20 protein-coding genes are annotated in these 26,631 nt (G+C 38.4%); 11 read left to right on the top strand and 9 right to left on the bottom strand.

The window, feature by feature from the left end:
* The 7 genes from CLOAM_RS08705 to CLOAM_RS08675 all read left to right on the top strand — a co-directional run bounded on the left by CLOAM_RS08705 (position 1) and on the right by CLOAM_RS08675 (position 7,790).
* Complete coding sequence (locus CLOAM_RS08705) at positions 1-1,173, top strand: hypothetical protein (protein ID WP_015425536.1); 1,173 nt, start codon at positions 1-3, stop codon at positions 1,171-1,173.
* Complete coding sequence (locus CLOAM_RS08700) at positions 1,166-2,290, top strand: DUF362 domain-containing protein (protein ID WP_015425535.1); 1,125 nt, start codon at positions 1,166-1,168, stop codon at positions 2,288-2,290. The genes CLOAM_RS08705 and CLOAM_RS08700 overlap by 8 nt, the downstream gene beginning before the upstream one ends.
* Positions 2,290-2,613, top strand: a complete 324-nt coding sequence (locus tag CLOAM_RS08695) for an FtsB family cell division protein (RefSeq protein WP_018197981.1) — start codon at positions 2,290-2,292, stop codon at positions 2,611-2,613. Before CLOAM_RS08700 ends, CLOAM_RS08695 begins: the two co-directional genes overlap by 1 nt.
* Positions 2,594-4,294, top strand: coding sequence for a GGDEF domain-containing protein (locus tag CLOAM_RS08690; RefSeq protein WP_044279125.1), 1,701 nt, complete (start codon positions 2,594-2,596; stop codon positions 4,292-4,294). The genes CLOAM_RS08695 and CLOAM_RS08690 overlap by 20 nt, the downstream gene beginning before the upstream one ends.
* 72 nt (positions 4,295-4,366) lie before the next feature.
* A complete protein-coding gene (locus CLOAM_RS08685) occupies positions 4,367-5,470 on the top strand; it encodes an ABC transporter ATP-binding protein (protein ID WP_015425532.1) in 1,104 nt (367 codons plus the stop codon).
* Positions 5,471-5,505: 35 nt separating this feature from the next.
* Positions 5,506-6,285: a hypothetical protein gene (locus CLOAM_RS08680; RefSeq protein WP_044279124.1), complete on the top strand. Its 780-nt coding sequence runs from the start codon at positions 5,506-5,508 to the stop codon at positions 6,283-6,285.
* Positions 6,282-7,790, top strand: a complete 1,509-nt coding sequence (locus tag CLOAM_RS08675) for a hypothetical protein (RefSeq protein WP_015425530.1) — start codon at positions 6,282-6,284, stop codon at positions 7,788-7,790. Before CLOAM_RS08680 ends, CLOAM_RS08675 begins: the two co-directional genes overlap by 4 nt.
* 413 nt (positions 7,791-8,203) lie before the next feature.
* Here the strand turns inward: CLOAM_RS08675 and CLOAM_RS08670 are convergent, their stop codons facing one another.
* The 8 genes from CLOAM_RS08670 to CLOAM_RS08635 all read right to left on the bottom strand — a co-directional run bounded on the left by CLOAM_RS08670 (position 8,204) and on the right by CLOAM_RS08635 (position 19,671).
* Positions 8,204-8,857: a class I SAM-dependent methyltransferase gene (locus CLOAM_RS08670; protein ID WP_015425529.1), complete on the bottom strand. Its 654-nt coding sequence runs from the start codon at positions 8,855-8,857 to the stop codon at positions 8,204-8,206.
* A 54-nt stretch (positions 8,858-8,911) separates the two neighbouring features.
* Positions 8,912-9,784: a polysaccharide deacetylase family protein gene (locus CLOAM_RS08665; protein WP_015425528.1), complete on the bottom strand. Its 873-nt coding sequence runs from the start codon at positions 9,782-9,784 to the stop codon at positions 8,912-8,914.
* A gap of 333 nt (positions 9,785-10,117) precedes the next feature.
* Positions 10,118-11,116 (bottom strand): type I glyceraldehyde-3-phosphate dehydrogenase, encoded by a 999-nt coding sequence (gap, locus tag CLOAM_RS08660; RefSeq protein WP_044279123.1) that lies wholly within the window; start codon positions 11,114-11,116, stop codon positions 10,118-10,120.
* A 21-nt stretch (positions 11,117-11,137) separates the two neighbouring features.
* Positions 11,138-11,680: a BglII/BstYI family type II restriction endonuclease gene (locus CLOAM_RS08655; protein WP_015425526.1), complete on the bottom strand. Its 543-nt coding sequence runs from the start codon at positions 11,678-11,680 to the stop codon at positions 11,138-11,140.
* Positions 11,677-12,609 (bottom strand): DNA-methyltransferase, encoded by a 933-nt coding sequence (locus CLOAM_RS08650; RefSeq protein WP_015425525.1) that lies wholly within the window; start codon positions 12,607-12,609, stop codon positions 11,677-11,679. Before CLOAM_RS08650 ends, CLOAM_RS08655 begins: the two co-directional genes overlap by 4 nt.
* Before the next feature lie 5 nt (positions 12,610-12,614).
* Positions 12,615-13,589 carry a class II fructose-bisphosphate aldolase gene (locus tag CLOAM_RS08645; protein ID WP_015425524.1) on the bottom strand — a complete coding sequence of 325 codons (975 nt, stop codon included), beginning with the start codon at positions 13,587-13,589 and terminating at the stop codon, positions 12,615-12,617.
* Positions 13,590-13,727: 138 nt separating this feature from the next.
* Positions 13,728-17,984: a chitobiase/beta-hexosaminidase C-terminal domain-containing protein gene (locus CLOAM_RS09085; protein ID WP_015425523.1), complete on the bottom strand. Its 4,257-nt coding sequence runs from the start codon at positions 17,982-17,984 to the stop codon at positions 13,728-13,730.
* 319 nt (positions 17,985-18,303) lie between these two features.
* On the bottom strand, positions 18,304-19,671 hold the full coding sequence (locus CLOAM_RS08635; protein ID WP_071818984.1) for an ATP-binding protein: 1,368 nt from the start codon (positions 19,669-19,671) through the stop codon (positions 18,304-18,306).
* A gap of 369 nt (positions 19,672-20,040) precedes the next feature.
* Here CLOAM_RS08635 and CLOAM_RS08630 point away from each other — a divergent pair, with 369 nt between their 5' ends.
* From CLOAM_RS08630 to CLOAM_RS08615, 4 genes are all read left to right on the top strand, one after another.
* Positions 20,041-20,322, top strand: a complete 282-nt coding sequence (locus CLOAM_RS08630; protein WP_015425521.1) for an ArsR/SmtB family transcription factor — start codon at positions 20,041-20,043, stop codon at positions 20,320-20,322.
* 20 nt (positions 20,323-20,342) lie between these two features.
* The gene (locus CLOAM_RS08625) at positions 20,343-20,759 is read left to right on the top strand and encodes a putative zinc-binding protein (RefSeq protein ID WP_044279122.1); all 417 of its coding nucleotides are present in this window, start codon (positions 20,343-20,345) and stop codon (positions 20,757-20,759) included.
* A gap of 391 nt (positions 20,760-21,150) precedes the next feature.
* The gene (locus CLOAM_RS08620; RefSeq protein WP_015425519.1) at positions 21,151-23,667 is read left to right on the top strand and encodes a glycogen/starch/alpha-glucan phosphorylase; all 2,517 of its coding nucleotides are present in this window, start codon (positions 21,151-21,153) and stop codon (positions 23,665-23,667) included.
* Positions 23,668-23,672: 5 nt separating this feature from the next.
* Complete coding sequence (locus tag CLOAM_RS08615) at positions 23,673-25,286, top strand: lamin tail domain-containing protein (protein WP_015425518.1); 1,614 nt, start codon at positions 23,673-23,675, stop codon at positions 25,284-25,286.
* 150 nt (positions 25,287-25,436) lie between these two features.
* Here the strand turns inward: CLOAM_RS08615 and CLOAM_RS08610 are convergent, their stop codons facing one another.
* A complete protein-coding gene (locus CLOAM_RS08610) occupies positions 25,437-25,994 on the bottom strand; it encodes an O-acetyl-ADP-ribose deacetylase (RefSeq protein ID WP_015425517.1) in 558 nt (185 codons plus the stop codon).
* Positions 25,995-26,631: the final 637 nt, after the last annotated feature.

Genomic DNA, 26,631 nt, shown 5'->3' with positions numbered 1-26,631 from the left:
ATGATTAAACGCTTGTTTTTTACTGCTATTTTTTGTCTGCTGGCTATTTTTTTGATGGCTCAAGCTGATTCCTTATATCTTTTGCTTCCTCAATTCAGCAATCCTTTTTATGATAGCTTTAGTCGGAATTATATCGGCTCAACTTCTGCAGGAAGAGGTTATACGGGTGTTTCAGTTTTAGGCGGTTTAGATAATGCTTTTTTAAATCCTGCTTCCGTTTTACCCGATTCAGTTAAGTTTTTCATTGAAATGAATATTAAACCATCCTTGGAGGCAGAGGGTTATCCCCTTTATGCTAATTACACTTCTCCTTTTCCTTTGGGGCTTTTGGGTTTAAGTTTTGCCTTGGAGAACAAATTTTCCCTTGGTGTGCTTTACAATTTGCCTAAATCTATTACCCTTGATGATTATTCCTTTTTTATCAATCAGGGAGCAGATTTAATTCAGCGTTTTCCTGTTTATAATCTTCATCAGGCAACTGCTCTTATTGCTTTTCATAACGGACCTTTGCATTTGGGTTTGAATTTGCACAATCAATTCCATTATATAGATGACCCCATATTTTTAAGAAGTTATGAACGCATAAGGGATTCCCAATATCATTTGCGCCTTCAGCCCGGAATTATATATCAGCTTGGTTCTGCTAATATTGGCTTCAGTATGATGCCAGCTACCAAATTTGGCTGGAATTTGAAATGCGCCAACTACGATTTCAAAATGCCTCTTTGGCTTACAGGCGGAATTGAATTTGTGAAACCGGAATTTACCATTTCCACAGAAGCCGAATGGGAACAAACAAGCGATATTTGTGATAGTTTTAATGATCGTTTTACTTTCAAAGCCGGTTTGGAAAAAATGAGCGATAAATTAGTTTACCGTCTTGGCTATCATTTTACTTCCAATGTTTACAGCGGTATGATTCGTTTGGCTCAAAATGTTGTTAATCCTGATACCAGTTATGCCTGGAATACAGTTCCGCAGGCAGTTTTCATTGAAGATAATGCACAGCATTCTTTAACTGCGGGCTTAAGTTATCGTTTTAAAAATGGTATATTTAATCTCTCTGCGATGCAAGTTATTTTGGGAGATGTGAATAAAACCCAGATAAATCTCTCCCTTTGTTTCTATTTAAATTATATATTCCGGAAGAGGGAAATTCATCTAAATGAATAAACCGGCAGTAGAAATTCGCAGAATTGACTCCTACGATTTACCTGTTATAGAAGAGGCAGTAGCCGATTTCTTCAAGGAAATAAAAAGCCCTAAAATAAATCATAGTAAAAGGGTATTAATTAAACCCAATGCCTTGGGAGCTTATCCTCCCGAAAGAGCCGTAACTACACATCCTATAGTGCTGGAAGCAATTATTCGTTATTTTCTGGACAGGAAAAAAGAGATTTGGTTTGGTGACAGTCCAGGTAATTCTGTTGCTTTTGAAACTGTCTGGCAAACCTGCGGATTTTCTTCTCTGGCAGAAAAATATCATCTTAAAGTAGTCAATTTTTCTACATTGGGCTTTAGAGAATTAAGCTATAAGGATATTAACATAAAGGTTAGCGAAGCTCTGTTCCAATGTGGAATCGTTATCAATGTAGGCAAATATAAGACCCATCAATTAACCGCATTCACAGGAGCTCTGAAAAATCTTTTCGGCTTTGTTCCGGGATTGGCGAAAAGTGAATATCATCGTTTATATCCCGATACTAATAGTTTTGCCGCTATGCTTACCGCTTTGTATGCTGTAATTGGCAACCGGATAACCTATAGCATAATTGACGGTATTACAGGTATGGATGGCAACGGACCTTCTGCAGGGAAGCCACATCATTTTGGACTTCTTTTCGGTTCAACTTCCATTCCTGCATTGGATTATGTAGCATCACGCATAATGGGTTTTCAGCTAAAAGATGTTCCCTATTTAAGTTCCGCTTTGATTATGGATGGCATTTTACCCTCACAGATTAAAATTCCTGTTTCTTTCCGCAACTACAGAATACCTGATGCGGATATAAACAGCGTAAAAGTAATCCAGAAAACGCTGAAATATGTTCCCGATATTGCTCGTAAAGCATTTCGGAAAGTGTATTACTTTTATCCTGCGGTAAGTGAACGCTGTAAACAATGTGGAATATGCGTAAAGAGCTGTCCGGTAAAAGCTATTTCCTGGCAAAATGATACCAAGCCCTATATTCATAAAGAGCAGTGTATTAAATGTCTCTGTTGTCATGAACTCTGTCCCTATCAGGCAATAGACATTAAAAAATCATTACTGGCAAGGTTAGGTGTATAATGAAATCTAAAACGAAAAAGCTTAGTCCTACTTTGCGTTTTGCCTTTTGGGCAATAATAGTCCTGTTGATAATCTGGATTCTATTTTTAGCTAATAACAGCTTTCTGAATACCTGGAAATTGAAACGCCGGGTAGAACAGCTGGAAAAAGAAACCTCCATCCTCAAAGCTCAAAATGATAGTTTAGCACAAGAAAATGAACGCTTAAAGACCGACCCCGAAGCCGCTGAAAAAGCTGCACGGGAGAATTTTGGGCTGACTAAACCTGATGAAACCGTTTTTCGTTTCGTCCCGGCAAAAGAAGATGAACCCCCAAAAAAATAGCCAACCTCATATTTACAATATTTCCCTGTTCACAAATGTGGAACAGGATACTCGTAATAAGCTGAAGAAATTAGTTCACGATTTGATTTTGGCAAATGAGGACAGCCGTCTGCTAATTATAGAAAAGATTGCGGATATAGTGATTCCTGCCTGTTCAGGGAACCTGGATAATCAGCTTTTCAGTGAATTTTCCGGTCTGCTTATTGAATATCTGCTGGATTATTTCCTGGAGCTGAAATCAACACAGGAAAGTGAGTTTTATCATTTTCTTAGTTTTCTAAGTCATTGTCCCGTAACAGAGGATTCGCCCTATTATCCTTATGTGCAAAAGATTATGAATGACCATAAGGAAAGCGAACCGGAATTAATGAATATCTTTAATCGCCTTCAGTTGCTTTATCTTTTAACGGAAAACGGGGATTTTGGGAATGCGGAAGAACTGCTGGAAGAACTGGAACCTGTTGAAGAAAATAAACATCTTGAGCTTTGGGCTTTATTCCAGCTTTCCCAAACCCGAATCTATCGTCATCAAAATAAACCTACCGAGCTTTTGGAGACGCAGTTAAACCTGATTTTAGAAGTATATATAAGGGATAGCAGTGATAGCGCCATCAATTTTATTATCCGTTGGCTTATTTCTATTAACTGGTTTAAGCAGAATATCATCAAGAAAACCTTATTGCTGAGAATTAAGGATTACCTTTTAGAACAGAAATCCTTGAACACGGCAATGGTATTGTATGAATTGTTTTCAATGGAAGACCGTCTTGTGCCTTCCGTGGAAAAGATAGAATATCAACGGATACTGATTAAATATCCTGTTTCAATGCTGAATGTTCAACAACTTCATACGCTTTATTTTTTTGCCGGATACTATAACTGTGGTGTGCTTTCCAATTTCAAGGATTCCATTCAGAATTATCAATATTCCAATTACTTTTTGCATAAAAGCTGGGATTCTTTTCTCCATCTTTCCCGCTTTATGCGAGAACACCTTGATCCTTTGCGTTTTTATAAAGCCATTCCCTATCTGGAAAGTCGCATCAAGGAACTCAGCAATCAGGCATCTTTACAGAATAATGCTTATGTAGAGAGCTTACAAGCAAACTTCTATAAAATTGAAGAACTCTATGAGAAAGTGGGTGAACTTTCTTTAACCGATAGCTTAACCGGCTTAAGAAATAGACGATACTTGGAAGGAAACCTCTTTCAAATGGTAATTTTAGCGGCTCGTCATAATGTTCCTGTTTGTTTCAGTATGATAGATATTGATTTCTTCAAGCTGGTAAATGATAATTACGGTCACTTGGCAGGGGATTTTGTGTTGAAAGAACTGGCTCGTATTCTCAATTCCGAGTTCCGTAAAAGTGATGTTGTTATCCGTTATGGAGGTGATGAGTTTTTAGTTATTCTTTTTGATTCCGACCAGAGATTAAGCTATTCCATTATGGAAGACCTCCGCCAAAAAATTGAGGCATATTCCTTTGATTACAACAATCAGATTATTACTTTCACAATTAGCATCGGAATTGCCTGTGATTTTCATATTTCCTCTCAGCCCAAAAACCTCGCCAAATGTATTGCTTGTGCAGATCAAGCATGTTATGTGGCAAAAACTAATGGACGCAACCGGGTTGAACTCTATCAATCACCTACTGGAGCTACGGATAATAACTGTTAGAATAATAGCAATAATTTCTCTCTTGACATATTTCCCTATTACCTGCTTTGAGTAAACACAAAAGGAGTAATAATGGCTAAGGTTACCGTAAAAAACCTGAATAAATATTTTGATAATGGTGTTCATGCTGTTAAAGATGTAACTTTTACTGCGGAAGATAAGGAATTTATAGTTCTTGTAGGTCCTTCCGGTTGTGGAAAGACCACAATTTTAAGAATGATAGCTGGTTTGGAAGAGGTCTCTTCCGGGGAGATTTATATTGGCAATGTTTTGGTTAATAATGTGCCTCCCAAAGAACGAGATATTGCTATGGTTTTTCAGAATTATGCTCTCTATCCGCATATGACGGTGTTTGATAATATGGCTTTTGCTCTTAAAATGAGGCATATTCCCAAAGAAGATATAAAGAGAATTGTTTATGACGCGGCAAAATTATTGGGCATAGAATCACTCCTGAAAAGAAAACCAGGTCAACTTTCCGGGGGTCAAAGACAGCGTGTTGCCGTTGGAAGAGCCATAGTTCGCAATCCGAAGGTCTTTTTATTTGATGAACCCCTTTCCAATCTGGATGCCAAATTGCGTGTGGCAATGCGGGCAGAGATTGTTAAATTGCATCATACTATTGGCAATACTATGGTTTATGTTACGCACGATCAAGTGGAAGCAATGACTATGGCAGACCGCATTGTAGTTATGAAAGATGGTGTTATTCAGCAAATAGATACCCCCTTAAATATTTATAATAATCCTGCAAATATGTTTGTTGCCGGCTTTATTGGCAGTCCTGCCATCAATATGACGAAAGGCAAATTGATTAGAAAAGAAAGTGATTTGTATTTTGATAGTGAAGATTATCAGCTGAAACTTACCCCTCGCCAGGCAGAAGTTCTCCAAAATTACGCAAATAAGGATATTATTATGGGCATCAGACCTGAAGATATCTACGATTCCCGTTTTGACGCTATGGCTGAATCACCCCAGAAATTTATTACTAAAGTGGATTTTGTAGAACCCTTGGGAAATGAATATCATGTTGTTTTAACTACAGCAAATAACGAATATACGGCGCGTTTTGATCCTAAGGACTTACCTAAAATGGGACAAGACCTTAGCGTTACTTTTGATATGGCTAAGGCACATTTCTTTGATCCGGAGAGCGAAGTAAACCTGTATTGAGCCCATAACAGCTTATCAGCTAAAGTGTTAATGCTATGTGGTTCAAAACGGGAAAACAATATATTCACATCCTGAGCGTAACTTTTATCCTGTTTTGTTCCAACCCTTTCCTGTTTTCTCTAACAACGGAAAATTCTGCTTCTGCTAATGCCTTATCAGGAATCACTATGTTATCGGCTTCACCTGCGGATTATACTCTTTCTCCCGTAATTGGGGAAAGCGGAATTTGTTTTAGTTGGCATCAACCATTTGGCATAAGCGATATCAATGTTTATGGATTGCATAGTGCCTTTCTCGTAAAACCATTGATAGTAGCTACGGGAATTGACTATCTGGCGCATTCGGATTATCGTTGGCAAAATGAATATTTGGCTTTAAGCACAAGTTTTTCCTTTTTTCGCATAGGTGCAACTCAGCATTTAATCTACGAAAAAATAGCAGACCAAAGCTGGTATACCTGGGATAACGATTTTGCTCTTTCTTTTCAGAATAAAAGGTTCGGAAGCGAAATACGCTGTAATAATATCCGCACGGAAGAAAGGACATTTACCCTTTCTGCCAATTTTAACGCCAATGAAAATTCCTCCTTTGCTACATCTTATTCCTTTAGACCCAAGGAAAAGGATAGTTATTCTCTGGCAACTTCTCTTGCCATAGCAAAACCCTTAATAATTCAAAGTTCCTGGCAAAGTGAACCCGCGCGTTTTGGACTGGGACTGAAAGTGCTGATAGGTAAAGTGAATTTGATGTATGCTGTGCGCACTCATACGGAACTTGATTTAACTCATATTGTGGATTTGGGCTCTGCCTGGTGAAGGTTTTTGGCTGTTTTCTTGTCCTCTTTACTTTTTGCTGTGTTCCTATATTTAGCCAAATAGAAGAAATACCGGAGCTGGAATCCGAAACCTTGGAAGATAACTGGCTGAATCAACTTTACACGGAACTGGAAACAGGAAAGCATAAGGTAGACCTTCAGAGCCGGACAAAATATCAGGAGACCTTTGCTAATGGACTGGCAAATCTTCAATTCCGCCAGAAAGATATGCGCTTTAACTTTAATCTTTATAAAAAGGAAAATTCAGACCTTTATGCCAATTTCCAGCTATCGGCTATACCTTCTAAAAACAATCCCTCGGAAATTCATTTTGGTTCCTTTCGTCCTGCTTTTGGTAGGGGAACTATTCTGAAAAAAAGCGGAGGAAATTCCCTTTTTGCTATAAACCGAGCAGGGCATCCTGCTTCCTTTTCTCCTTTTGGAACAGGAGCTATTTGGCGGGTAAACAATTTTTCCGCTTTCTTTATGGCTTCCGGTCAAAAGCGCAATGCTTCTCTGAAAGAAGGCAAAATCGGGTCACTTTATAAATCGGTTCAGTCCGAGAAAACTTCCGTTCAGGAAGAAATTATCGCCGGAGGACTGGAGTATCACTATAAAAACAATAATTTTGCCTTGTTGGCTTATAACCAGAATTACGATCGGGACTTTGCCGATACGCTTTGGGTAAAAAATCTGAATGCTTACTCAATTTCGGCTAAAACAACCGGGGAAAACTATGTTTTATCTGCAGAAACAGCTCTTCTGGAAGAAAACATTGCTTTTCAATCCTCCATTAAATTCATTTATAACTATATTACTCAGGAACTCAGTTATTCTTATAGACAGGGAAAACAATTGCCTGCTTATGCTGCCAAGCCCTATCTATTAGGCAATCAAGGAGAAAATAGGGAAATTGACTGGAATTTGGATTATCAGTTATCGAAAAATATGTCCCTCGGTTTGCGCTATGCTCTAATGCGTAAAAATAATGCCCTTAAAGGTCCGAACTGGAATTCACGAGGGATATTCAATCTTACTTTTAATCCCTCTTATACCATTATAAATTTACAGTTAACCCTGCTGGATAAGGAAATCGTAACTGAAACGGATTCAAGCTATATAGCTACTCTTCCTGTCCATTATCGTTTGCGGTTTAAGATAGACCACGAATTAAATCCGAAACTTACCTTATCTCTTTTGCTCCGTTATCATTATGAAGATAAAATTGAACGCCGAAACAACAGCTTTTATTGGGAAAACGCTTTTCACTATCACAGGACAAAATGGCAAATTTCTGCTGGAATTAAAACCTGGCAAACCCTTACTTCTCTTATTCTGCCCGAAACAGACACGGAAAATCCGGAGGGATGCATTTGTGCCACCAGTGAGGATGATAGGGTCTTTGCCAAAGTAACCTATAAAGGAAAAGTAATTAACCTGAAAACGGAATGGCAACAATCCTGGCTAAACGGAAATCGCACTCTCTACCTTTCAGTAGGATTGTAGCATTATCGGCAATAAGGATTATATAGATGATACTGATTTGTACGGATTAAATTTCCGCTGAATAAAATAGAAATAAAATATTGTGAGAGTTGAAAGCAAAGAGCCCAGAACAGAAAATGAAGGGGTTTAAAAAGCAAAAAGCAAATAGCTAAAAGCCAAGAGATGAAGATACCGGAAGGTAAATTTCCTCGTAAATCACTATTAGCGCAAAGTTTAGAGGGTTGAAAAGGTTTAGAAGGTTGAGCAAGAATACGGCTCTTGTCTATTCAATTATATATTTCCCTGCAATATTTGTAACTACTTCTAAATATAAACAGTTCCATTTTCTTCCTTAATAGCATTGCTTACCCATTGCTTACCCATTACTAATGCCATCCGTAATGGGTAAGCAATGGGTAGGCAATTCTATCTGCCTAAAGGTTTTCCCCTTTTTCCAAGGTCACAAAGAAGTCCCTCCCTATATTTTCAAGGGTATAATGCCAGGGTGAAATATCCGAAAACAGGTTTTTTAGTTGTTTTTCGTTATAAAGGTAAAGTGGACACTTAAATTTATAGCGGATTTTCCGTTGCCAAGCCAAGAAACCTTTATCGGAAGGAAAACTGAAAAGAACTTTATCACTTGCCAAACGCATTGTTTTTTCAATAACCTGTTGGGGATTTTTCATATAATCCATAAAACCCATTAAAATAAGATAATTATACTGCTTATCCTCCGGCAGGGTATTAAAATCGGCAATTTCAAACCGGCAGATATTTTCCACCCCTGCTTTCTTTGCCTCTTGTCTGGCTATTTCTATCATTGAAGGAGCAAAATCAATACCGTAAACAAAATTCGGAGAACCTTTTGCTAAAGTTATAGAATAAATTCCAGGACCGCAACCAACATCCAGAATTGTCTTTCCTTCTAAGGGGTTACAAGCAACAATTGTCTTTTGAAAACGGATCAACATTGTCTGCCGAAACCATTTATTGATTAAGCGTTGAAAAGGTCCTGTGCCGCTACCGTAAATAGCATTAAAATCAATTGAATAGCGATCAAAGAAAGAGGCGGTTTTATTTTCCTGCATTTAATTATCCTTCATAGTTTTAATATAGTTCCTGCTGACTACAAATCTTCCTTATTAAGTGAAGGATGAGGACATCCTTTTTTCCGGAAAGCAGGTTTCTATATACTGCCGGCAGGTTATAAACTTACTGCTGGAAAGGATAGCTTCCAGCTTAGGTTGTACCGTATTCAGGTTTACATAACTCTTGAAATATGCCATTTTGTTCATTTTCAAACGCGGATGTTGGGGTTCCATTTCTCTGGGATGAATGTAAAAAAGAGTAGGAATTCCTTGTTTTGCCAGCTTTTTGTGCATATACAAAATAACTCGCTTAGGAAAAAGACGCAAATAGCCACCCCCAAAAAAGCAAATATCTTTACCGCAAAAGGGCGCTACAGAAATCGGAAATTCACATATATCACCTTTTTCTGTCGTTATCCAATAGGGCTTTTTCTGCGTTGTTTTGTAACCCCCATAGTCCCTTTTTACGGGAAAAACAGAAGAATCGGCAATAAAACCTGTCTCTGCCAAGGTCTCAAAAAACCAGGGACTTGCCTCCGTTAAAGAAAAACTGGGACTCCTGAAAGCTGTAACCTGCTCGGAACAAATATCTTCCAGAATGTTTTTGGATTGTAGCAAATCGGCGGTAAATTCATCCTTGCTCATTTTATAAACAATCCGATGAAACATTCCATGCGAGGCAATTTCGTGTCCCCGTTTCTGTGCTTCTTTCACTAAATGCGGATATTTTTTGGCTACATAACCCAAAAAGAAACAGGTTGCCTTCACCTGATAGGTATCCAGCAAGTCCAGCAACTTCAAAAAACCGCTTTCTACAATACTGGGTAATGAATCCCATTCGGAAACAGGTGGTTCACCTCTTTCTTCGGTTACATTAAAATAATCCTCCACATCAATAGTGAAGATGGACTTTGGATATTCTCTCATAAATTTTTAGCTAAATTCCTCTAAAGATATAATATCATTTCTGGAATGAAAAGTCCTTTGTCATTCCTGCGCAAACAAGAATTCACAGAAGGTAAAAAATAATTATGCATTTTCAAACAGAAATTTTAATAAATTACCTAAGTGAATAAGAATGAAAAATGTCAACTGCTTTCTTGGGGAATGTTATATACACCGAAAACACCGAGAATTCCGAGAACACCGAAAAATTTGTTTATTTACCCGCAAAAGAAAAACAGGAAGAGAATGAATTAAACTCTTTTTCTCGGTGTTCTCAGTGTCTTCAGTGTTCTCGGTGTAAAAAATCTCTACAATTTACAGCTTACGCATATATTCCAGCAAGTCCACTACCTTGTTAGAATATCCATATTCGTTATCATACCAGCTGAAGACCTTCACCATTTTACCTTTGGTATAAGTTATCAAGGCATCAAAAATGGAGGAAAAGCTATTACCAACAATGTCTATAGACACAATTGGCTCTTCCGTATACATTAAATAGCCCTTTAGATATGTTTCCGCCGCTTCTTTCATAGCCATATTTACTTCTTCTTTGGTCACTTCCACTTCCAGATTGGCACAAAGATCAACTAAAGAACCATCCGGGGTAGGAACTCTGATTGCTACTCCATCCAGTTTGCCTTTTAATTCAGGAATAACCAAACCGATAGCTTTGGCAGCTCCTGTGGAAGTTGGAATCATACTCATTGCGGCAGCTCTGGCTCTACGCAAATCATTATGGGGCAGGTCTAAAATTCTTTGGTCGTTAGTATAGCTGTGAATAGTAGTCATTAAGCCATTCAGGATACCAAATTTATCCTGCAGAACTTTTGCTACTGGAGCCAGACAATTGGTAGTGCAGGAAGCATTGGAAACAATTGTATGTTCCGCTTTTAAAGAGGTATGATTTACCCCCATCACGATTGTAGCATCCACTTCATCTTTTGCCGGAGCAGTTAAAATAACCTTTTTAGCGCCTGCTTTCAAATGTTTGGATGCTTTTTCTTTAGAAGTAAAGATACCGGTGGATTCAATTACGAATTCCACTCCCAAGTCCTTCCAGGGAAGAACTTCAGGGTCTTTTTCCGCAAAAATCCTGAACTTTTTGCCATTTACAACCAAATAATTCTCTTCGCTGGAAACATTGCCAGGATATATCTTATGCACACTGTCATATTTAAATAGATGTGCCAGCGTTTTAGCATCCGTAAGATCATTTATAGCTACAACATTCAATTCGGGATGGCTATCCAAAATTACCCGTAAAACCAGACGTCCAATGCGTCCGAAACCGTTGATTGCTACATTTGTCATCATATTTCTCCTTATAAGTATTTATATATCTATTAGATAGATTGCTACCGGAACTGACGGAAAGTGCCTTTTCAACCTTTCAATATCGTTAATCAATTGTTCGCCATAAGAAACACCTGTGGACATTGACTTGTGTAATTGGTAACAGGGAACTATTTCTATTCCTACATCCGCTTTGTTTTCATTAAAAAAGTATTGAAATTTGGCAAGGTCGTAAAACATAAAAGGGTATTTTCCCAATTGCACTTCCACAAGAACTTTCCCTAAACAGAAGTCAATTTGTTTATAACAACCGGTTATTTTCGGTTCGTAATTTGGTAATTCTATACTAAAAGTATCTCTCAGTTCTTTATAACCTAATAATTGAAATTTGTCTTTGAATTGTTTATTTATATCTTTAGGAGAAAAAAGCGCTTTGCCACTCATTGTTTTTTCTTTACTAATCTTGGTTTTGTGAGGTTTAATATCCTTTATAATGGTTAATACTTCTTCTATAATTTTAGGATATCTTACTAACAATATTTCCAAACCGCCAAGATGTGAGTATTCATAGACAATATTCACTTTTCATTACTCCAAACCAGATCAAGTTCTGACTGTTCTTCTTTTATTTTGCTTAAATTTACCGTAATAGGTTTGAAGGAATTAGGATGTTCAGGATCAAAGATCGGTCTATTCATAGGGCGTATTTTCAATTCGCCGGAAATGGCACTATTAATTCTTTGCAGGGCAATTTCATAATATTCATCAAGAAGTTCCGCTCCACAGCTTTTCCGGTTATGAATAAGCGAAGCAATTTGCGTTGTTCCTGTTCCCATAAAAGGGTCTAAAGTCCAGTCATTTTCATTGGTCATAGATAAGATTAAGCGTTCTACTAATTCTACAGGAAATTGGGCAGGGTGAATTGTTTTTTCAATATGATTAGCTTTCACATTGGGAATATTCCATACATCGGAAGGATTTTTGCCTAAAGGATTGCAGGATAATTCTCCCTTTTTATCTCCCTTAAAATATTTCTTATTAGGATACTTCTGGGGAATTCGGACTGGGTCTAAATTGAAGATATATTCATCACTTTTGGTAAACCAGAGAATTACTTCATAGCGTCCTGAAAACCTTTTGGAAGAATGTAAACCATGCCCGAAATGCCAGATTATTCTATTTCTTAGTTTTAAGCCCGATTCAGCAAAAACAGGATAAAGTAAAATATCCAGAGGGATAATTTCTCCGTTTTCAATATAATTTCCTACCTGCCAACAGATACTTCCACTTTTTTTTAGAACTCTACAGCATTCTGTAATAACCTTTTTCTGCCAGTCAATATATTCATCTAAGGGTTGGCGTTTTTCATATTTTTTGCCTATATTATAGGGAGGTGAAGTAACTACTAACTGAATAGCGGCATCCGGTATGGAATCCAGTAGTTCCAAACAATCACCCTGAAATAGACAGAGAATGGAATCAGAGTTCCATTTATTGCTTATTTTAACCATATCAGCTATAGCAAAATACTGTTATTGGCACTACCGGACATTTTGCAGAATTCCATAACCGTATTCTGCATTTTCTCTTCCCCTTTGATTAACCATTTACGAGGGTCAAACTTGCTTTTATTAGGTATATAGGCAGCAGGGTCAACATCAGGTGGGCAAACAATGGCATATTTTTCCTTTTCCCAATATTCTTGAATAGCAGAAGCCATATCCATCTGGTAATGAGTATCTTTATTGATTTTCACCACACCATTGGCAATAGCTGTTTGTTGTTGCCAATCAGTTAATCCGGAAGCTCCATGTAAAACCAGTCCTCTTTCCACTCCATTTTTAATCAGCAGGTCATCAATTTCCTTAATTAAATCCAAATGCAGAACTACATTTTCACCTTTAGTAACGCCATGATTGGTACCTACGGAAGCAGCAAAAAGGTCTACATTGGTTTTTATTACAAATTCCAATGCCTCTTCGGGTTTGGTATAGAGCTCATCTTCGGAAACAATTTCATCTTCGGCACCTTTGATATGACCGATTTCACCTTCTACTAAAATGTTATATTTATGTGCCAACTCCACAACCTCTTTAGTAATCCGAATATTATCCTCCAGTTTTTCTGCCGAGGCATCAATCATTACAGAGGAAACAAGGTCGTTTTCAATACAGAACTTAATAAAATCAAAATAGTTAGGTGTGGCATGGTCAATATGCAATCCAATTCCACATTTGGGAAACTGAGCAGAAAAGATTTTTACCATTGCGGAAATCATTTTTGCCCCTATATGCAAATCCTGAGAAGTGCCTGCTGCATATTTACAGGCACCAGTACTCATTTGCATTAAGCCATCAGAATTGACAGCCGCGTAACCTTGAATGAGAGCTCTTACCTGAGTGTCAAAAACAACATTGGATGCGATGATACCAAAACGCTGTTTTTTAGCTTTGAGGAAGACCTCTTTAAGTTGTGTTCCGGTTAAAAACATTTTATACCTCCACTTGTGTTTAGTTCTTATAAGATAAACTATCCAAATGTTGATATAAAGTCAAGGGAAATCTGCAGAAGAAAGAAGGTGGAGAAAAAATCTCCACCTCTTTATTTTATTAAGAATAGGGTTTCTTGTTTAGTTAGTTGCTATCACCCGATAGAATTTTTTGGAAACAGCCGCGCCACTATAGAATAAATTGGGAGTTGTAGTTACGGTAGACCAGGTGCCATAAGGATCATCAGCAGATTCAATTCTGTAGTTAGTAGCTCCAGGAACCTGATTCCAGCTAAGGTTTATCATTCCAGCTACTTGAGAAATATTAACAATCGGGGCTTCCAAGATTCCAGCAGCGGGAGTTATATCTGCTAGAAAACGCGGACTGAATTGCATCGTGTCATTATATTGACCTCCCAGACAGACGATATCCACAGGGTCTGTTGGAATAGCGGTTCCGGCATAATCGGCATTGGGGAAAGTTCTCATAACACCCGTTCCGGAAGCATCACTGGCATTGATATTTTCTGCTGTTGCAGCAAAAACACCATCAGCATTGGGTGTTAAAGTTACACTATATATCTTAAGCAGTTTTGCCTGATCGGCAGATGTGATAGTTGCCAAAGTTCTCGTTACAGGAACAATTGTATTATTATGAGAGGTGGCAGCTCCCGGATCGGCAATAGGAACAAATTGTAGTAATCCAGAATAAGCAGATAAAGTTCCCGCTATTCCGGTAATTCCATCGTAGAGGTTATAAGTAGTGGTTATTTTGCTGTTGGGATCATCAATAACGATAGCGGCTGTAGCATCCTGAACATATTTTTGATTACGATTTGCCTGCTGGAAAGTAAGAACTGCTTCACCCGTAAGGCGATAGGCACTTCCTAAAGTTCCGGCTCTCAATTGTGCTATAGTAGATACATTTTCCGGGAAATCATAAAAAGCAGTAGCAATTGCAGAGGGCGAATAACCGGTGGCATAACCCTTAGCTTTGATAGTAGTATCTGAACTGACAGGAATTGGAGCGCTGTAAACAGGAGATGCTTCTGTGGGCTCAGAACCATCAGTAGTATAGTGAATTACAGCTCCAGGAGTGGTTGTGCTGATAGTTACATTTATTGGAGTAGCGTAAGCACCCGCAGGAGGATTGAAAACAGGCATAACTACAACATTGCCAAAGGTATGCATTCCCAGATTATCAGTATAATCCTGGGCATAAACAATCCATTCACTATCATCGGCATTAGTTCCAGCACTGATAGCCCAATCCAAATTGCCTTGAGTAATGGTGGGTTTACGGATTAAGGTATGTTCAGCAGTAGCATTTGTAACTCCTGCTACATTCCATGCCGTTCCGGGATCTGTGCCAATAGTGCCGATAACATCTATTCTGGTGGAGTCCGTTCCCACTTTTTTATAAAGCAAAAGAGCATCGTCTCCATTATAAAAAGAAACGGTAGAAGTTGTATCTGCCAATCCCAAAATAGTGGCATTTGCAGAAGCATTGGCAATTACATAAACATCCAGGTGAGCGAGAGTTCCGGTTAAATGTATAGGATTTGAAGGTGTTATAGCACCATTAGCAAACAGGCACACCCAATAATTGCTCAAGTCCACTGGTCCACCGGTGCCGTTGAAAATTTCAATAGCTTTATTACTGCTGCTGCCTTCTATATATTCAGAGAAAAACAAATCACTTGCCATTCCGGGTTGAGATGTGGCAGTTCCGCTAACGGGAAGTTGATATTCATTAGCATAAGTAGTGTTATGGTAGATTATTCCGTTGAATGTTCCAGAACCTGTAGCATTCATCCGTACATAAACATTTCCGCTAAAAGTATTGCTCAGGGTTAAACTTATTCCCCAGTTACCTGTTCCCGTAGAACTTAATTCAAAAGGATAGGAAGTAGTTATTTGAATAGGATCAATTGCTCCCGGAGCACTTAAAGTATATGATTGAACTGCAGAAGGAGTTCCTGCTTCAGAAGAAAAAGGAGTTAAATTGGCAGTAATATTCCAGGTTACAGGTGTTGGAAGAGCTTCCCCTGTTACTCTAACATTTACAGCTTCAGCACCTCCACTGGTATGAACAATATAGCCCTCATATTCACCGATGGCGTTTGCCAGCATCCGCACATAAATTTGCGAGTGAAAATCGGCGGGAACAGTTATACTGGAAGCCCATCCCTCTATTTGAGAAGTAGAAACCTGAAAGCCGTTGGGGGCTGTAACAGTTATTCCACCTACGATATTAGTTCCCCATAAAGTATAATCTCTGGTTTCGTCTGAGGGAAGATTTACAATGCTTTCCAAAGGATCAAGCTCGGGTGTGCTGGTATGAATAACTGGAGTTTCCATAGGAGACCCTTCCCAAAGTTTAGCCCAGTTATTGGTTACTCGGATGCCATCAATTCTGGCTATAGGACCATTAGTTCCTTGACGAATAGCCACTGCTCCAATTGCTCCTATATCTGTTCCTGTTAAATCATCGGCCGTAAGTTGAGGTGCAGGTTCAGTTTCTCCGATAACAGGATTAACCCACATATAGACCTCATCATTGGTAGCACCTGAAACAATTACATATTTAACCACAATCAAATAGGTTGTATTTAAACTATAGCTGTAAGTAGTAGCTGCAGATTCTGAAATAGCATTTGCTGCTTTGGTTATACCGAATCTCAGGTTATTGGAAGTATCTTTTTGCACAAATACTTTGCCCTTAAAGTCAGTTGATGAAGACGAACTGGGTAAAAAGTGGAAGAAATAATCAGCGGTGGTTTTTACCTCTGAAGCATTAACCAAAAAGGAGACATAAAAAGTGCCAGAGGTCTGATCACCAAAGGTCTTTTTAACATCTTCCGCCGAACCCGAGAAAACTGTTTGAGCGGCTAAACCCTGATAAGCATAATAACCAGGATAAATAAGACCTTCATCAGCTACAATTACAGGATGGTTTCCTGCTCCACTATGAGCAAACCATCCGTGATCTGTTAAAAGATCGCCAGCGGGATAAATAAATTCTTCCTCCAGGAAAGTTGTTGCTGCATTAGGATCAATAACTAATCCACTTACAGCCAAATTCTGGGTTTCTGCTCCGGTGCTGGAATGGACTATATTGCCGGAAAAAGTTCCTGCTGTGGCTCCTGTTAAACGCACATAAACCAATCCGCTGAAATTACTGGCTAAGGTAAGAGTGTTGGAAAAGGTAGTATTATCTGTAGAAAGGGCAAAACCTTCAGGTGCAGTAACACTTATTCCGGCAGTTAAAAATAATCCGGTTACTGTATAACTTTGGGCAGCAGAAGGAGTTCCTAATTGAGTACTGAAAGTGCTTAAGTTAGCTGTAATATTAATTGTCGGTGTAGGATTGGTAACAGTTCCTTCCACAGCAAGATTTACATTCGTTGCTCCGGTACTGGAATGCACAATATTGCCGGAAAAATTTCCTGCTGCAGCTCCGGTTAAGCGTACATATACCGAACCGTTAAAAGTGGCAGGTAAAGATAAATTGCCGGTATAGGTTGTTCCATCAGTAGAAAGAGCAAAACCTGTAGGAGCAGCAACCGTGATATTTCCGGTTAAATTTTGACCGCTCAAAGTGTAACTCTGAGCTGTGGAAGGAGTACCTGTATAAGTAGAAAAAGGAGTTAAAGTGCCATTAACTACAATAACCGGTGTAGGTGCACCTTCAGCAGTAATGCTTACATCATCAATTCCCAAGCCCTGAGCGTTGGAAGTAGTTGAACCACTTGTTACGGAATAGTTCCAGGCAAGATACAAAGAGCTTCCTGCCGAAAGAGAGTAAGATAAAGTGGCAGTTACTGGAACTGTTGCCCCTGGAGCTGAATCATAGCCACCGGTTGTAGCATCAGCTGGGAAAGAGGTTAAAAATGAACTACCGGCAGTAGTCCAGGTTGTTCCATCAGCAGAATAATACATCTGATAAGAAAAACCGGCTGTATTAGTTCCCATCCGGTATTTTTCTACATTATAACTTATAGTAAAAGAATTGATATTAGTGCTGCCGTTATTGGTTAACTGAACATAGACATTGCCACTTTTGGTAGCAGTACCGGAAGATATAAAACCAATTGCTCTATCGGTAGCAGTAGCTGCATCTCCTGCACCATAGTTATAGATACCGTTTGTAGCAGATGAACTCATATTATTCCCTGCGATTCGTTCGGTGACAGTACCAGCAGCAGAATAAGTTCCCACACTTCTAACGGTTGTATTTTTATCAGCTTTCCAACCGGTAGGTATGGTTGCAGCAGCTGAAGTTCCCAAGACATCAAAGTTTTGGGTTACATTCTGGCCACTTTGAATATTTACCTGAGCGAATAACCCTCCTATAAAGGAAAGGGTTAGTAGAATCAAAAACAATGTCTTTCTCATATTTCCTCCTTGAGAAAACTTAGTTCCTAACTTATAATAAGATATATTAATTACTCATAAAGTGTTTAATATTTGAAGAAGGGTATGGCGTCAAGTAAAATAATATGTTCTTTTATTTTTGTTCAGATGCTGCTGATTATTATTAACACCGAGGGAACGAGATTTTTTACAAAGAGGAAAAGAGATTTATTTTACAAAGAGAGAAAGAGATTGTATTTATACAACGAAAACACAGAGATTTTATGATAATTTTAATTTATCTGTGTTGCTTATTCAGGATTAACCTTTAACCTTTCACTATTCACCGTTCACCATCTCACTACTTACCACACACAAAATCTGCTCCTGCAAAAACAATATCTCCCTGTACTGCAAATTCAAGTTCCGGAAGCATTACTAAACGGTAGATATGTTGATATTCTTTTTTAAGAGGTAGAGCAGTAATTTTCTGTTCCAGTTCCCTTAATATGGTTTCCGGTTTTATTTTTTTCTGCCATTTTGCTTCACCAACAAGCAAATCCTTTTTATCTACAGATTCAGCAATGATATCTATTTCCGTTTGGCTTCCGGTTTTTGTTTGTTGCCACCAACGCTGTGCCGGAAGGAAACTTGTGTTATTAATTGTAAGTTTTACTATGCGTTGTCTACATAGTTCTTCCCAGGTCTCAGAAACATAAACCTGCCAACGGTTTTTAATTTCCTTTTCCACGATTGCTATTTGTCTGCTGTTCAATTTGGACTTGTTGGGAACTACAAAAGTAAAAAAGAATCTGGTTAGAGGATCATCCAGACGGTATAAGGTCTTTTTACTGTTCTTATAATTCTCACCCCAGCAGATATCCCTTTTGATATAACCGGTGTCAATCAGAACTTGTATAGCTCTGGTTAGATTAGTAGCTGGTTTATTCAATCTGCCAGCTATTTCAGAAAGCTTATTGCAGCCCATTCCGATTAAAGAAGCAATACTTATAGGCTGCACAGCCCCACTAAGATCATCCATAAATAAATGGAAGGGTTCTTCATAGAGTATACCGTAAGGATCAAGAATTGCCTCTCTGATTGCTTCCCACATACTTTGAAATTCATTTCTTATTTCCCAATAGCGTGGAATTCCTCCCCAGACAGAATATTCTTCTATTGCCTGAACAGGAGTAACATTTAAAGCTTGTTGCAACCAGTAACACTCCAAGGGTTGGAGTTTGATAATCCTCTGGGCTCTGCCAAAAAGAGGAGAACCTTTTTCCAGAACCGCACCTTGCATCATCTGTTGCGAACTGCCACAAAGAATTATATGAAACATAGAATTCTGTTTGAGGTCAATTATCTTTTGCAGAACGCTGGGTAATTCGGGAGAACTTTTCACCAGATAAGGAAATTCATCTATTATAAGGGTTATTTTCTTTGTCAATTGCCGGTTTGCCTGCTGGAAAAAAGTGAACCAATCCGGATATTGAACAGAATTAAAACCGGGAATAAACTTTGTCAGTTCAGCAGCAAAAAAAGCTCGCTGAACCTCTGCAGCATTGATATCTGCCAGGTAATAAATCCTGTCCTTTATATCTAAGTTCTGTAAAAGAGCACTTTTTCCGACCCGACGACGTCCATAAAGCATAACTAACCGGCTTTCCTTTTTCGCTAACTCTTCCTTAAGTATAGACATTTCAGTGTGTCTGTTTAAGAATTCCATAATAAACCTCATTATTTTGTATTCGGGACTATACTTTTTTAATCATTATGTTTGTCAATCATTATGTTTGATGATCATAATTATAAGCTGAGGTTATGAAATTACATTCCGCTGGTTTTTTTTCACCGAGAGCACCGAGATTTTTTTACAAAGCGAAAAAGAGGGTTTGGAAAAGGCAAAAAGTAAATATCAGATAAAAATATTTCCTTTTTTTGAATATTTCTTCCGCTTAGTCAGAAATTATCACAGTTATGTCCTCATCCCTTATTGTTCAACGGTCTTATAATGTATCTTATATTATCCTTACCATCGTTTTCCTTGACAAATTTGCCTATTTTGCCAAATTGAAAATTAAAGGAAAATGAATATATGAAAAATGATCCTAAGTATCAATATATGAGCACAATAATGAAAGCGATGGCACATCCGACACGATTATTTATTCTGGATTTACTTGCTGAAAAGGAATATTGCGTATGTGAATTGCAGAAACAGATCGGAACGGATATCTCAACCGTTTCCAGGCATTTAGCTGTTCTAAAAAATGCTAAACTAATATGTAGTCACAAAGTGAATAATCAGGTCTGGTATAATCTGCTATGTCCCTGTGTGCTGAACTTTTATAATTGTTTGTCCCAAATTAAATATTAGATCAAAATAAGAGGTGAAAAATGACAAATGAAAATACTTGTAGCTGTTCCTGTAATTGTAATACAGGAGAAGAAAATAGCAAGTGTGCAACTAATTTAGCAACAAACAAAGTTTACGCATGTAGTGGAGCCAGTAATGTAGGTGTCATTTCTTTTGAGCTTGCGAAGACATTGCATCTGAAGAATCAATATAAAATGGGTTGTACATCCGGAGTTGCAGCTGGTGAATTTGAAGTACAAAATACAATTCAACAGGAAGGTAATCAGGATTTAGTGATTGACGGGTGTCCGATTGCGTGTGTGCAAAAAATCTTAGAGCAAAAGGGAATAAAGGGTTTTAAGCATATAATTGTGACAGAATTTGGCATAGATAAAGAAGCAACATTTGATTTTGAACCTGCTATAATTATTCAAATGATAGATAAAATAATGTATTAGGAATGAAGAGTAAAATAAGGCAAAATTTCAGTTAAAGTCATCATATTTTAGGTGTCAAACTCAATTTGACACTTCATTTCCAATTAGGTAATGGAAGGGATATTCTGCTTATTTCATTATTTTGCTTCTGAATTAATTTTTCGTGTGCCTTGTCGGCTTTTGAGAATGGTAGTATAAACATAAACAAGTGATATCAACTGTATGAAAGGGACAAAATAATGGCTATAAGACCTAAAATCTGTATTATTATAAATTATATTTGCTTTCTTCATTTTTCTCAGTGTTTTGGTTATTTTCAGTGCCCTAATGTAAATTCCTCATTTTTTACTTGACAACAATTCCCTTTTCCCCAGTTGGAAAAGTGTTCATAAGAACAGAGAAGGTGCAATGAATGAAAGAAGATTATATACAAAAGAATGACTATCGCTCCATCTTTTTTACGGACAAGGCAGAAGAATGTGAGAGCGAACTGAAGTCCTTATTTCTGAATCATCTGGAATATTCATTAATAAAAGATATAACAACAGTTAAGCCCTGGGATATTTATTATGCGTTAGCTCTCAGTTTACGAGACCTGCTGATAGAAAGATGGTTGCGCACTCAATATGAATATCGTAAGCAGGATGTGAAGAAGGTCTATTATCTTTCGCTGGAATTTTTGCTGGGGAGAATGCTTACCAATAGTTTAATCAATCTGGATGTGTATAACGAAGTTTACGATATGTTGAAGGAAATGGGTATTTCTTTGGAAGATATTATTGAACTGGAACCGGATATGGGATTGGGGAATGGTGGTTTAGGACGTTTAGCTGCCTGTTTTATGGATTCTTTAGCCACCCAGGCATATCCTGCTTATGGATATGGTATTCGTTATGATTATGGCATTTTCAAGCAGCAGATTGTTCAGGGTTATCAAGTGGAAGAACCTGATAATTGGCGTAAAAATGGTTGTCCCTGGGAAATCAATCGTCCGGAACTAACTTACCGTGTGCGTTTTGGGGGCAAGGTTATCAGCGAGACCCTTCCCGATGGCAGAATTGAACACCATTGGATTGATACGGAAGATGTTCTGGCAGTTGCCTGGGATATTCCTGTTCCTGGTTATCAAGTGGATAATGTGAATAATTTACGTTTGTGGCAGGCAACCAGCACTGCTGAATTTGATTTGGAATATTTCAATAATGGCGATTATGTAAAGGCAGTGGAGAAGAAAACCATTTCCGAAAACATCAGCAAAGTTCTCTATCCGAATGATAATGTTCATTTGGGCAGGATGTTGCGTTTACAGCAGGAATATTTCTTTGTTTCTGCCACTTTGCAGGATATTTTTGCGCATTGGAAACGCTATCACCATAGTTTTAATAACTTTGCGGATAAAATTGCCATTCAGTTGAATGATACGCATCCGGCTCTTGCTATTCCGGAAATGTTGCGAATTTTGATTGATGAAGAACGAATGAGTTTTGAAAATGCCTGGGAAATCACCAAGCGCTGTTTTTCTTATACCAATCATACTATTTTGCCTGAAGCGCTGGAAAAATGGGGTATTGCTCTTTTTGAAGAATTACTGCCACGGCATCTGATGCTTATTTATCAAATAAATAATGTAGTTATGGAAGAAGTGATGCGTTTGTATCCTGGCGATTTAGCCAAAATGCGTAATCTTTCCATTATTGAAGAAACCAACGGAAAAGCTATCAGAATGGCGCAACTGGCAATTCATAGTTCGCATACTGTGAATGGAGTTGCCAAATTACATACCAAAATCCTCTGTGAAAGAATTTTTCCCGATTTGGCTGAATTATACCCGGGAAAGTTTCAAAATAAGACCAATGGCATCACACCGCGTCTTTGGTTGCATACCTGTAATCCGCAATTGGCAAGCTTAATTTCCGAATATATAGGTAGTGGTTGGATCACCAATCTGGAGGAAATTCGCGGTATTGAAAAATATATAAATGACCCTGATTTTCGCACTTCTTTTGCCGAAGTGAAAGATATAAACAAAAGCCATTTAAGCAGATACATTTATCGCGAAACAGGTATACGCGTGCAGGTAAATTCCCTTTTTGATGCTCAAATAAAACGCCTGCATGAATATAAACGCCAATTATTGAATGTGATGGGCACAATTGCCCGTTATTTTCGCATTAAAGATAATCCCAATGGTAATTTTGTGCCCAGAACGGTTATTTTTGCCGGAAAAGCAGCACCAGGATACTTTCTGGCAAAGCGTTTGATTAAATTGATAAACAACATTGGAGAAGTGGTAAATAAAGACCCGGACATCAAAGACCGTTTAAAAGTCGTCTTTTTGCCTAATTATTGCGTTTCTTTAGCCGAAAGGATTATTCCTGCTGCAGACCTCTCTATTCAAATTTCTACTGCCGGTTATGAAGCCAGTGGAACGGGAAATATGAAATTTGCCTTAAACGGAGCTTTAACTTTAGGAACTTTGGATGGTGCCAATATTGAAATGGCTGAAGAGATTGGAGCGGAAAATATGTTCATTTTTGGCTTGACTGCAGAGGAGGTGAAAGAGCTTAATCAAAGCGGTTACAATCCTCGCAGTTATTATGAAAGCGACCCTGAACTGAAAAGAGTTGTGGATTCTTTAATTGATGGCACTTTTGAGGAAGGCGAAAAAGACCTCTTTTTACCTATCTGGAAAGCACTGATGGAAGATGGGGATAGCTATTTGAATATGGCTGATTTCCGCGCTTTCGTAGAGACCTCCAATAAAGTTGATGAGTTCTATTTGAACCGGGAAGAGTGGATAACTAAGGCAATTCTGAATGTAGCACGCGTGGGAAAATTTTCCAGCGACAGAGCGATCAAAGAATATGCCGATGACATTTGGGGCATTAAACCCCTGCCTTTGGAATTGAACAACGGAAATAATTCCTGATTTTTATGGCTTGGATAAGGAACATTGTCCTCTTTGCTTTTTGGGGATTTTTGTGCCTTGCTTTAAAGGCAGAAATTGTAATTAACGAGGTTTGTTACGATCCAGTTAGCAATGATGAGGGCTGGGAATGGATAGAACTTTATAATAACGGTAGCACAAGTGTGCAGTTGGAAGGAGCTAAAATCCTTTCCGGAGGTAGTTCTTTTACTCTTCAATACACTTTTCCCTTTTTTGAATTGCGTCCTCATCGCTATTTACTAATTGGAGGAGCGTCAATATTGAATGCTCAACTTTACTATAATTTCAGCTTTCAAAACGGGGGAAGTGAAACGGATGGCATTCGCTATGTGAGTCCTGAGGGAACTTATACCGATACAGTTCTTTATGATTCTCCCAATACCAATCAGTTATTTGATGATCATAATTTGGCAGGAACGCATTTTGCTCCCGATGTTCCGGCAGGTTATTCTTTGGCAAGAATTTACGACGGCTACGATACCGATAATTGTGAAACGGATTTTATAGCGGAAGCAAAGCCAACTCCCGGCTTGCCCAATCGGATTCATTGCGATTATGCTTTAGGAACTTATAGTGTTTTGCGAGAGAATAATTATGTTGAACTTGACCTTTGGTTGAAAAATTTAAGCTTTCTTGTTCCGATTTTATCGGCAGAGTTAACCGTTACTCAAAATAATGAGTTACTGGCTCAACAGGCAATTGCTCCAATTCCAGCTTTGGATTCCCTTCTGGTAAATCTGGCATTTTTCTGCGCTTCTTCGCCTTTAACCGTAAAATTATCGCTTGTAGATGATCCTGATTCCACCAATAATGTTTTGTTAGTTCCCTTAAATCCTGAAATGGAAGAGGGCATTTATATCAACGAGTTTCTGGCTAATCCGGAATCCGGAAATCAGGAATGGATTGAAATTTACGGTGCCCAAATTTCTCAGGGAACTTATTATATCACAGATAATTCCACTTCCAAAATCCGTTTTTCCCTTCCTGCAACAAGTGGCTGTTTTGTTATCTGCCAAAATCCCGATGCTTTAATTTGGCGTTATCCCGAGTGTCCTGCCGCTTCAATAATTTTAGCTGAGAGTTGGACTTATCTGAATAATGCGGGAGATTGTCTGGTTTTGAAAAATGAAACCGGTATTTTGGATTCTTTGATTTATTCCGGAGAGGAAATAATAAAAGGTGTTTCCCGCGAAAGAGTTACTGCGGATTCCACTGTTTTTTGGCAAAATTGTTATAGTGAAATAGGTGGCACTCCGGGACTTCCCAACAGCAGTATGCCGCAAACAGAACTGCCCGATTTGGGAAAAGTTGTCTTATCAGGAAGCCCTTGTAACGCTAAAGCGGGAGAGAAAATATCTCTTGCCTACAATTTTCCCTCTGCCACCAATAGAATTACCTGCAATATTTACGATTTGAACGGAAGAAAGATTTGTACTGTAGCAGATTATGCCCTGGTAAATGCTGCGGGAGTTCTTTACTGGAATGGCTGCAAACAGGACGGCAATTTTGCCCCGCGCGGTCTCTATATTGTTTTGTGGGAATCGCAAAATGCCGGTGGCGGGAAAATTATGCGCAAACAATTTACCGCTGTTTTAAAGTGATAACGAACAGGAAAAAGGGTTGAGAGGGTGGAGAAGGTTTAGAGAGTTGAGAATTCCGGAAGGTTGATATCCTCATCAAGCTCTCGGAAAATTTCCTGCTGTCATAACGATGTTATGTAAACTATCTCTTTTGTCCTTGCTCTCCTATAATCAATTCTCCTGCAATAACCTGCAATATATATCGTAATTTTCCCGATCAAAACAATAAAAATAAACATCTATTTCAGGGTGTTGAGGCAAAAATTCCCGCACTGTTTCCACAGCAATTTTGCCTGCTTCTTCTTTGGGAAAACGGTATACGCCGGTAGATATATTGGGAAAGGCAATGGACTTAATCCCTTTTTCAACAGCAAGTTCCAGCGATTTTTTATAGCAGGATGCCAATAATTCTGCTTCACTGGAGTTACCCCCCTGCCAAACAGGACCAACTGTATGGATAACATATTGTGCCTTAAGGTTATAACCCTTGGTAATTTTTGCCTCGCCGGTTTTGCATCCACCTAATGTTCTACATTCTTCTAAAAGACATTTTCCGGCAGCTCTATGGATTGCACCGTCAACTCCTCCTCCACCTAAAAGGGAGCTATTTGCCGCATTTACAATTGCTTCGCCCTCAAAAAGGGTTATATCGCCCTCTCTCAGTTCTATCATTTTTTCACCTCCTTTTTGCAATTGGGATGTAAAATTCCGTTTTGCCACAAAGAACATAGTCCTTGATGGCTATACCTTCAAACTTTGCCGAAGCGAGATTCTAATGCATATAACCGCTAACAAAAGTGCCTAATTTCGTCAATAGAAATAAGATATATTCCTTATCCGGCAAACAAAAACCGAAATCCGATAGTTCTTTTTTGCTCCTTAAAAAGACCCTCCAATTTAGGCGTTTAACTCCTTATTTATTAGTTGGTTCTTAATCAATTCCGTAACACTACCGTAACACTACCGTAACACTTCTGTAACACTGCAGTAGTATCGTTACTTGATCGTTATAGATTTGCTACAAATATATTACCGGGTGCAGAAAGGTTCTGAAATGACAACCAAGGCAATGTTATTATTCCTTGACTTTTTTCCAAAGCATATAAAAAAGGAACAATATAATAAACAAAGGAGATTGAACCAATGATCAACTGCAAAATTTAAGGCATAACAGTCCGGGAAAATGCTCTTATCACATTGTTAAAAAGAAAATTGCTATGTCCTTTTTGCACTATCGGGAAGCCCAATAGTTGTTCTTATTTTTCAAGTGGCATTTGCATATTTTGCCATTCTTGAGATAGCAGGAATCCCTACAATTAAAATGGATTCCGCCACAAATGCGGAATGACAAGCGGTCTTTTTACTG

Origin of the sequence: Candidatus Cloacimonas acidaminovorans str. Evry, assembly GCF_000146065.2 — a bacterium.
GTDB lineage: Bacteria > Cloacimonadota > Cloacimonadia > Cloacimonadales > Cloacimonadaceae > Cloacimonas > Cloacimonas acidaminivorans.
The sequence above is the reverse complement of the archived record's forward strand: the minus strand, read 5'-3'. Positions and strand labels throughout refer to the sequence as shown.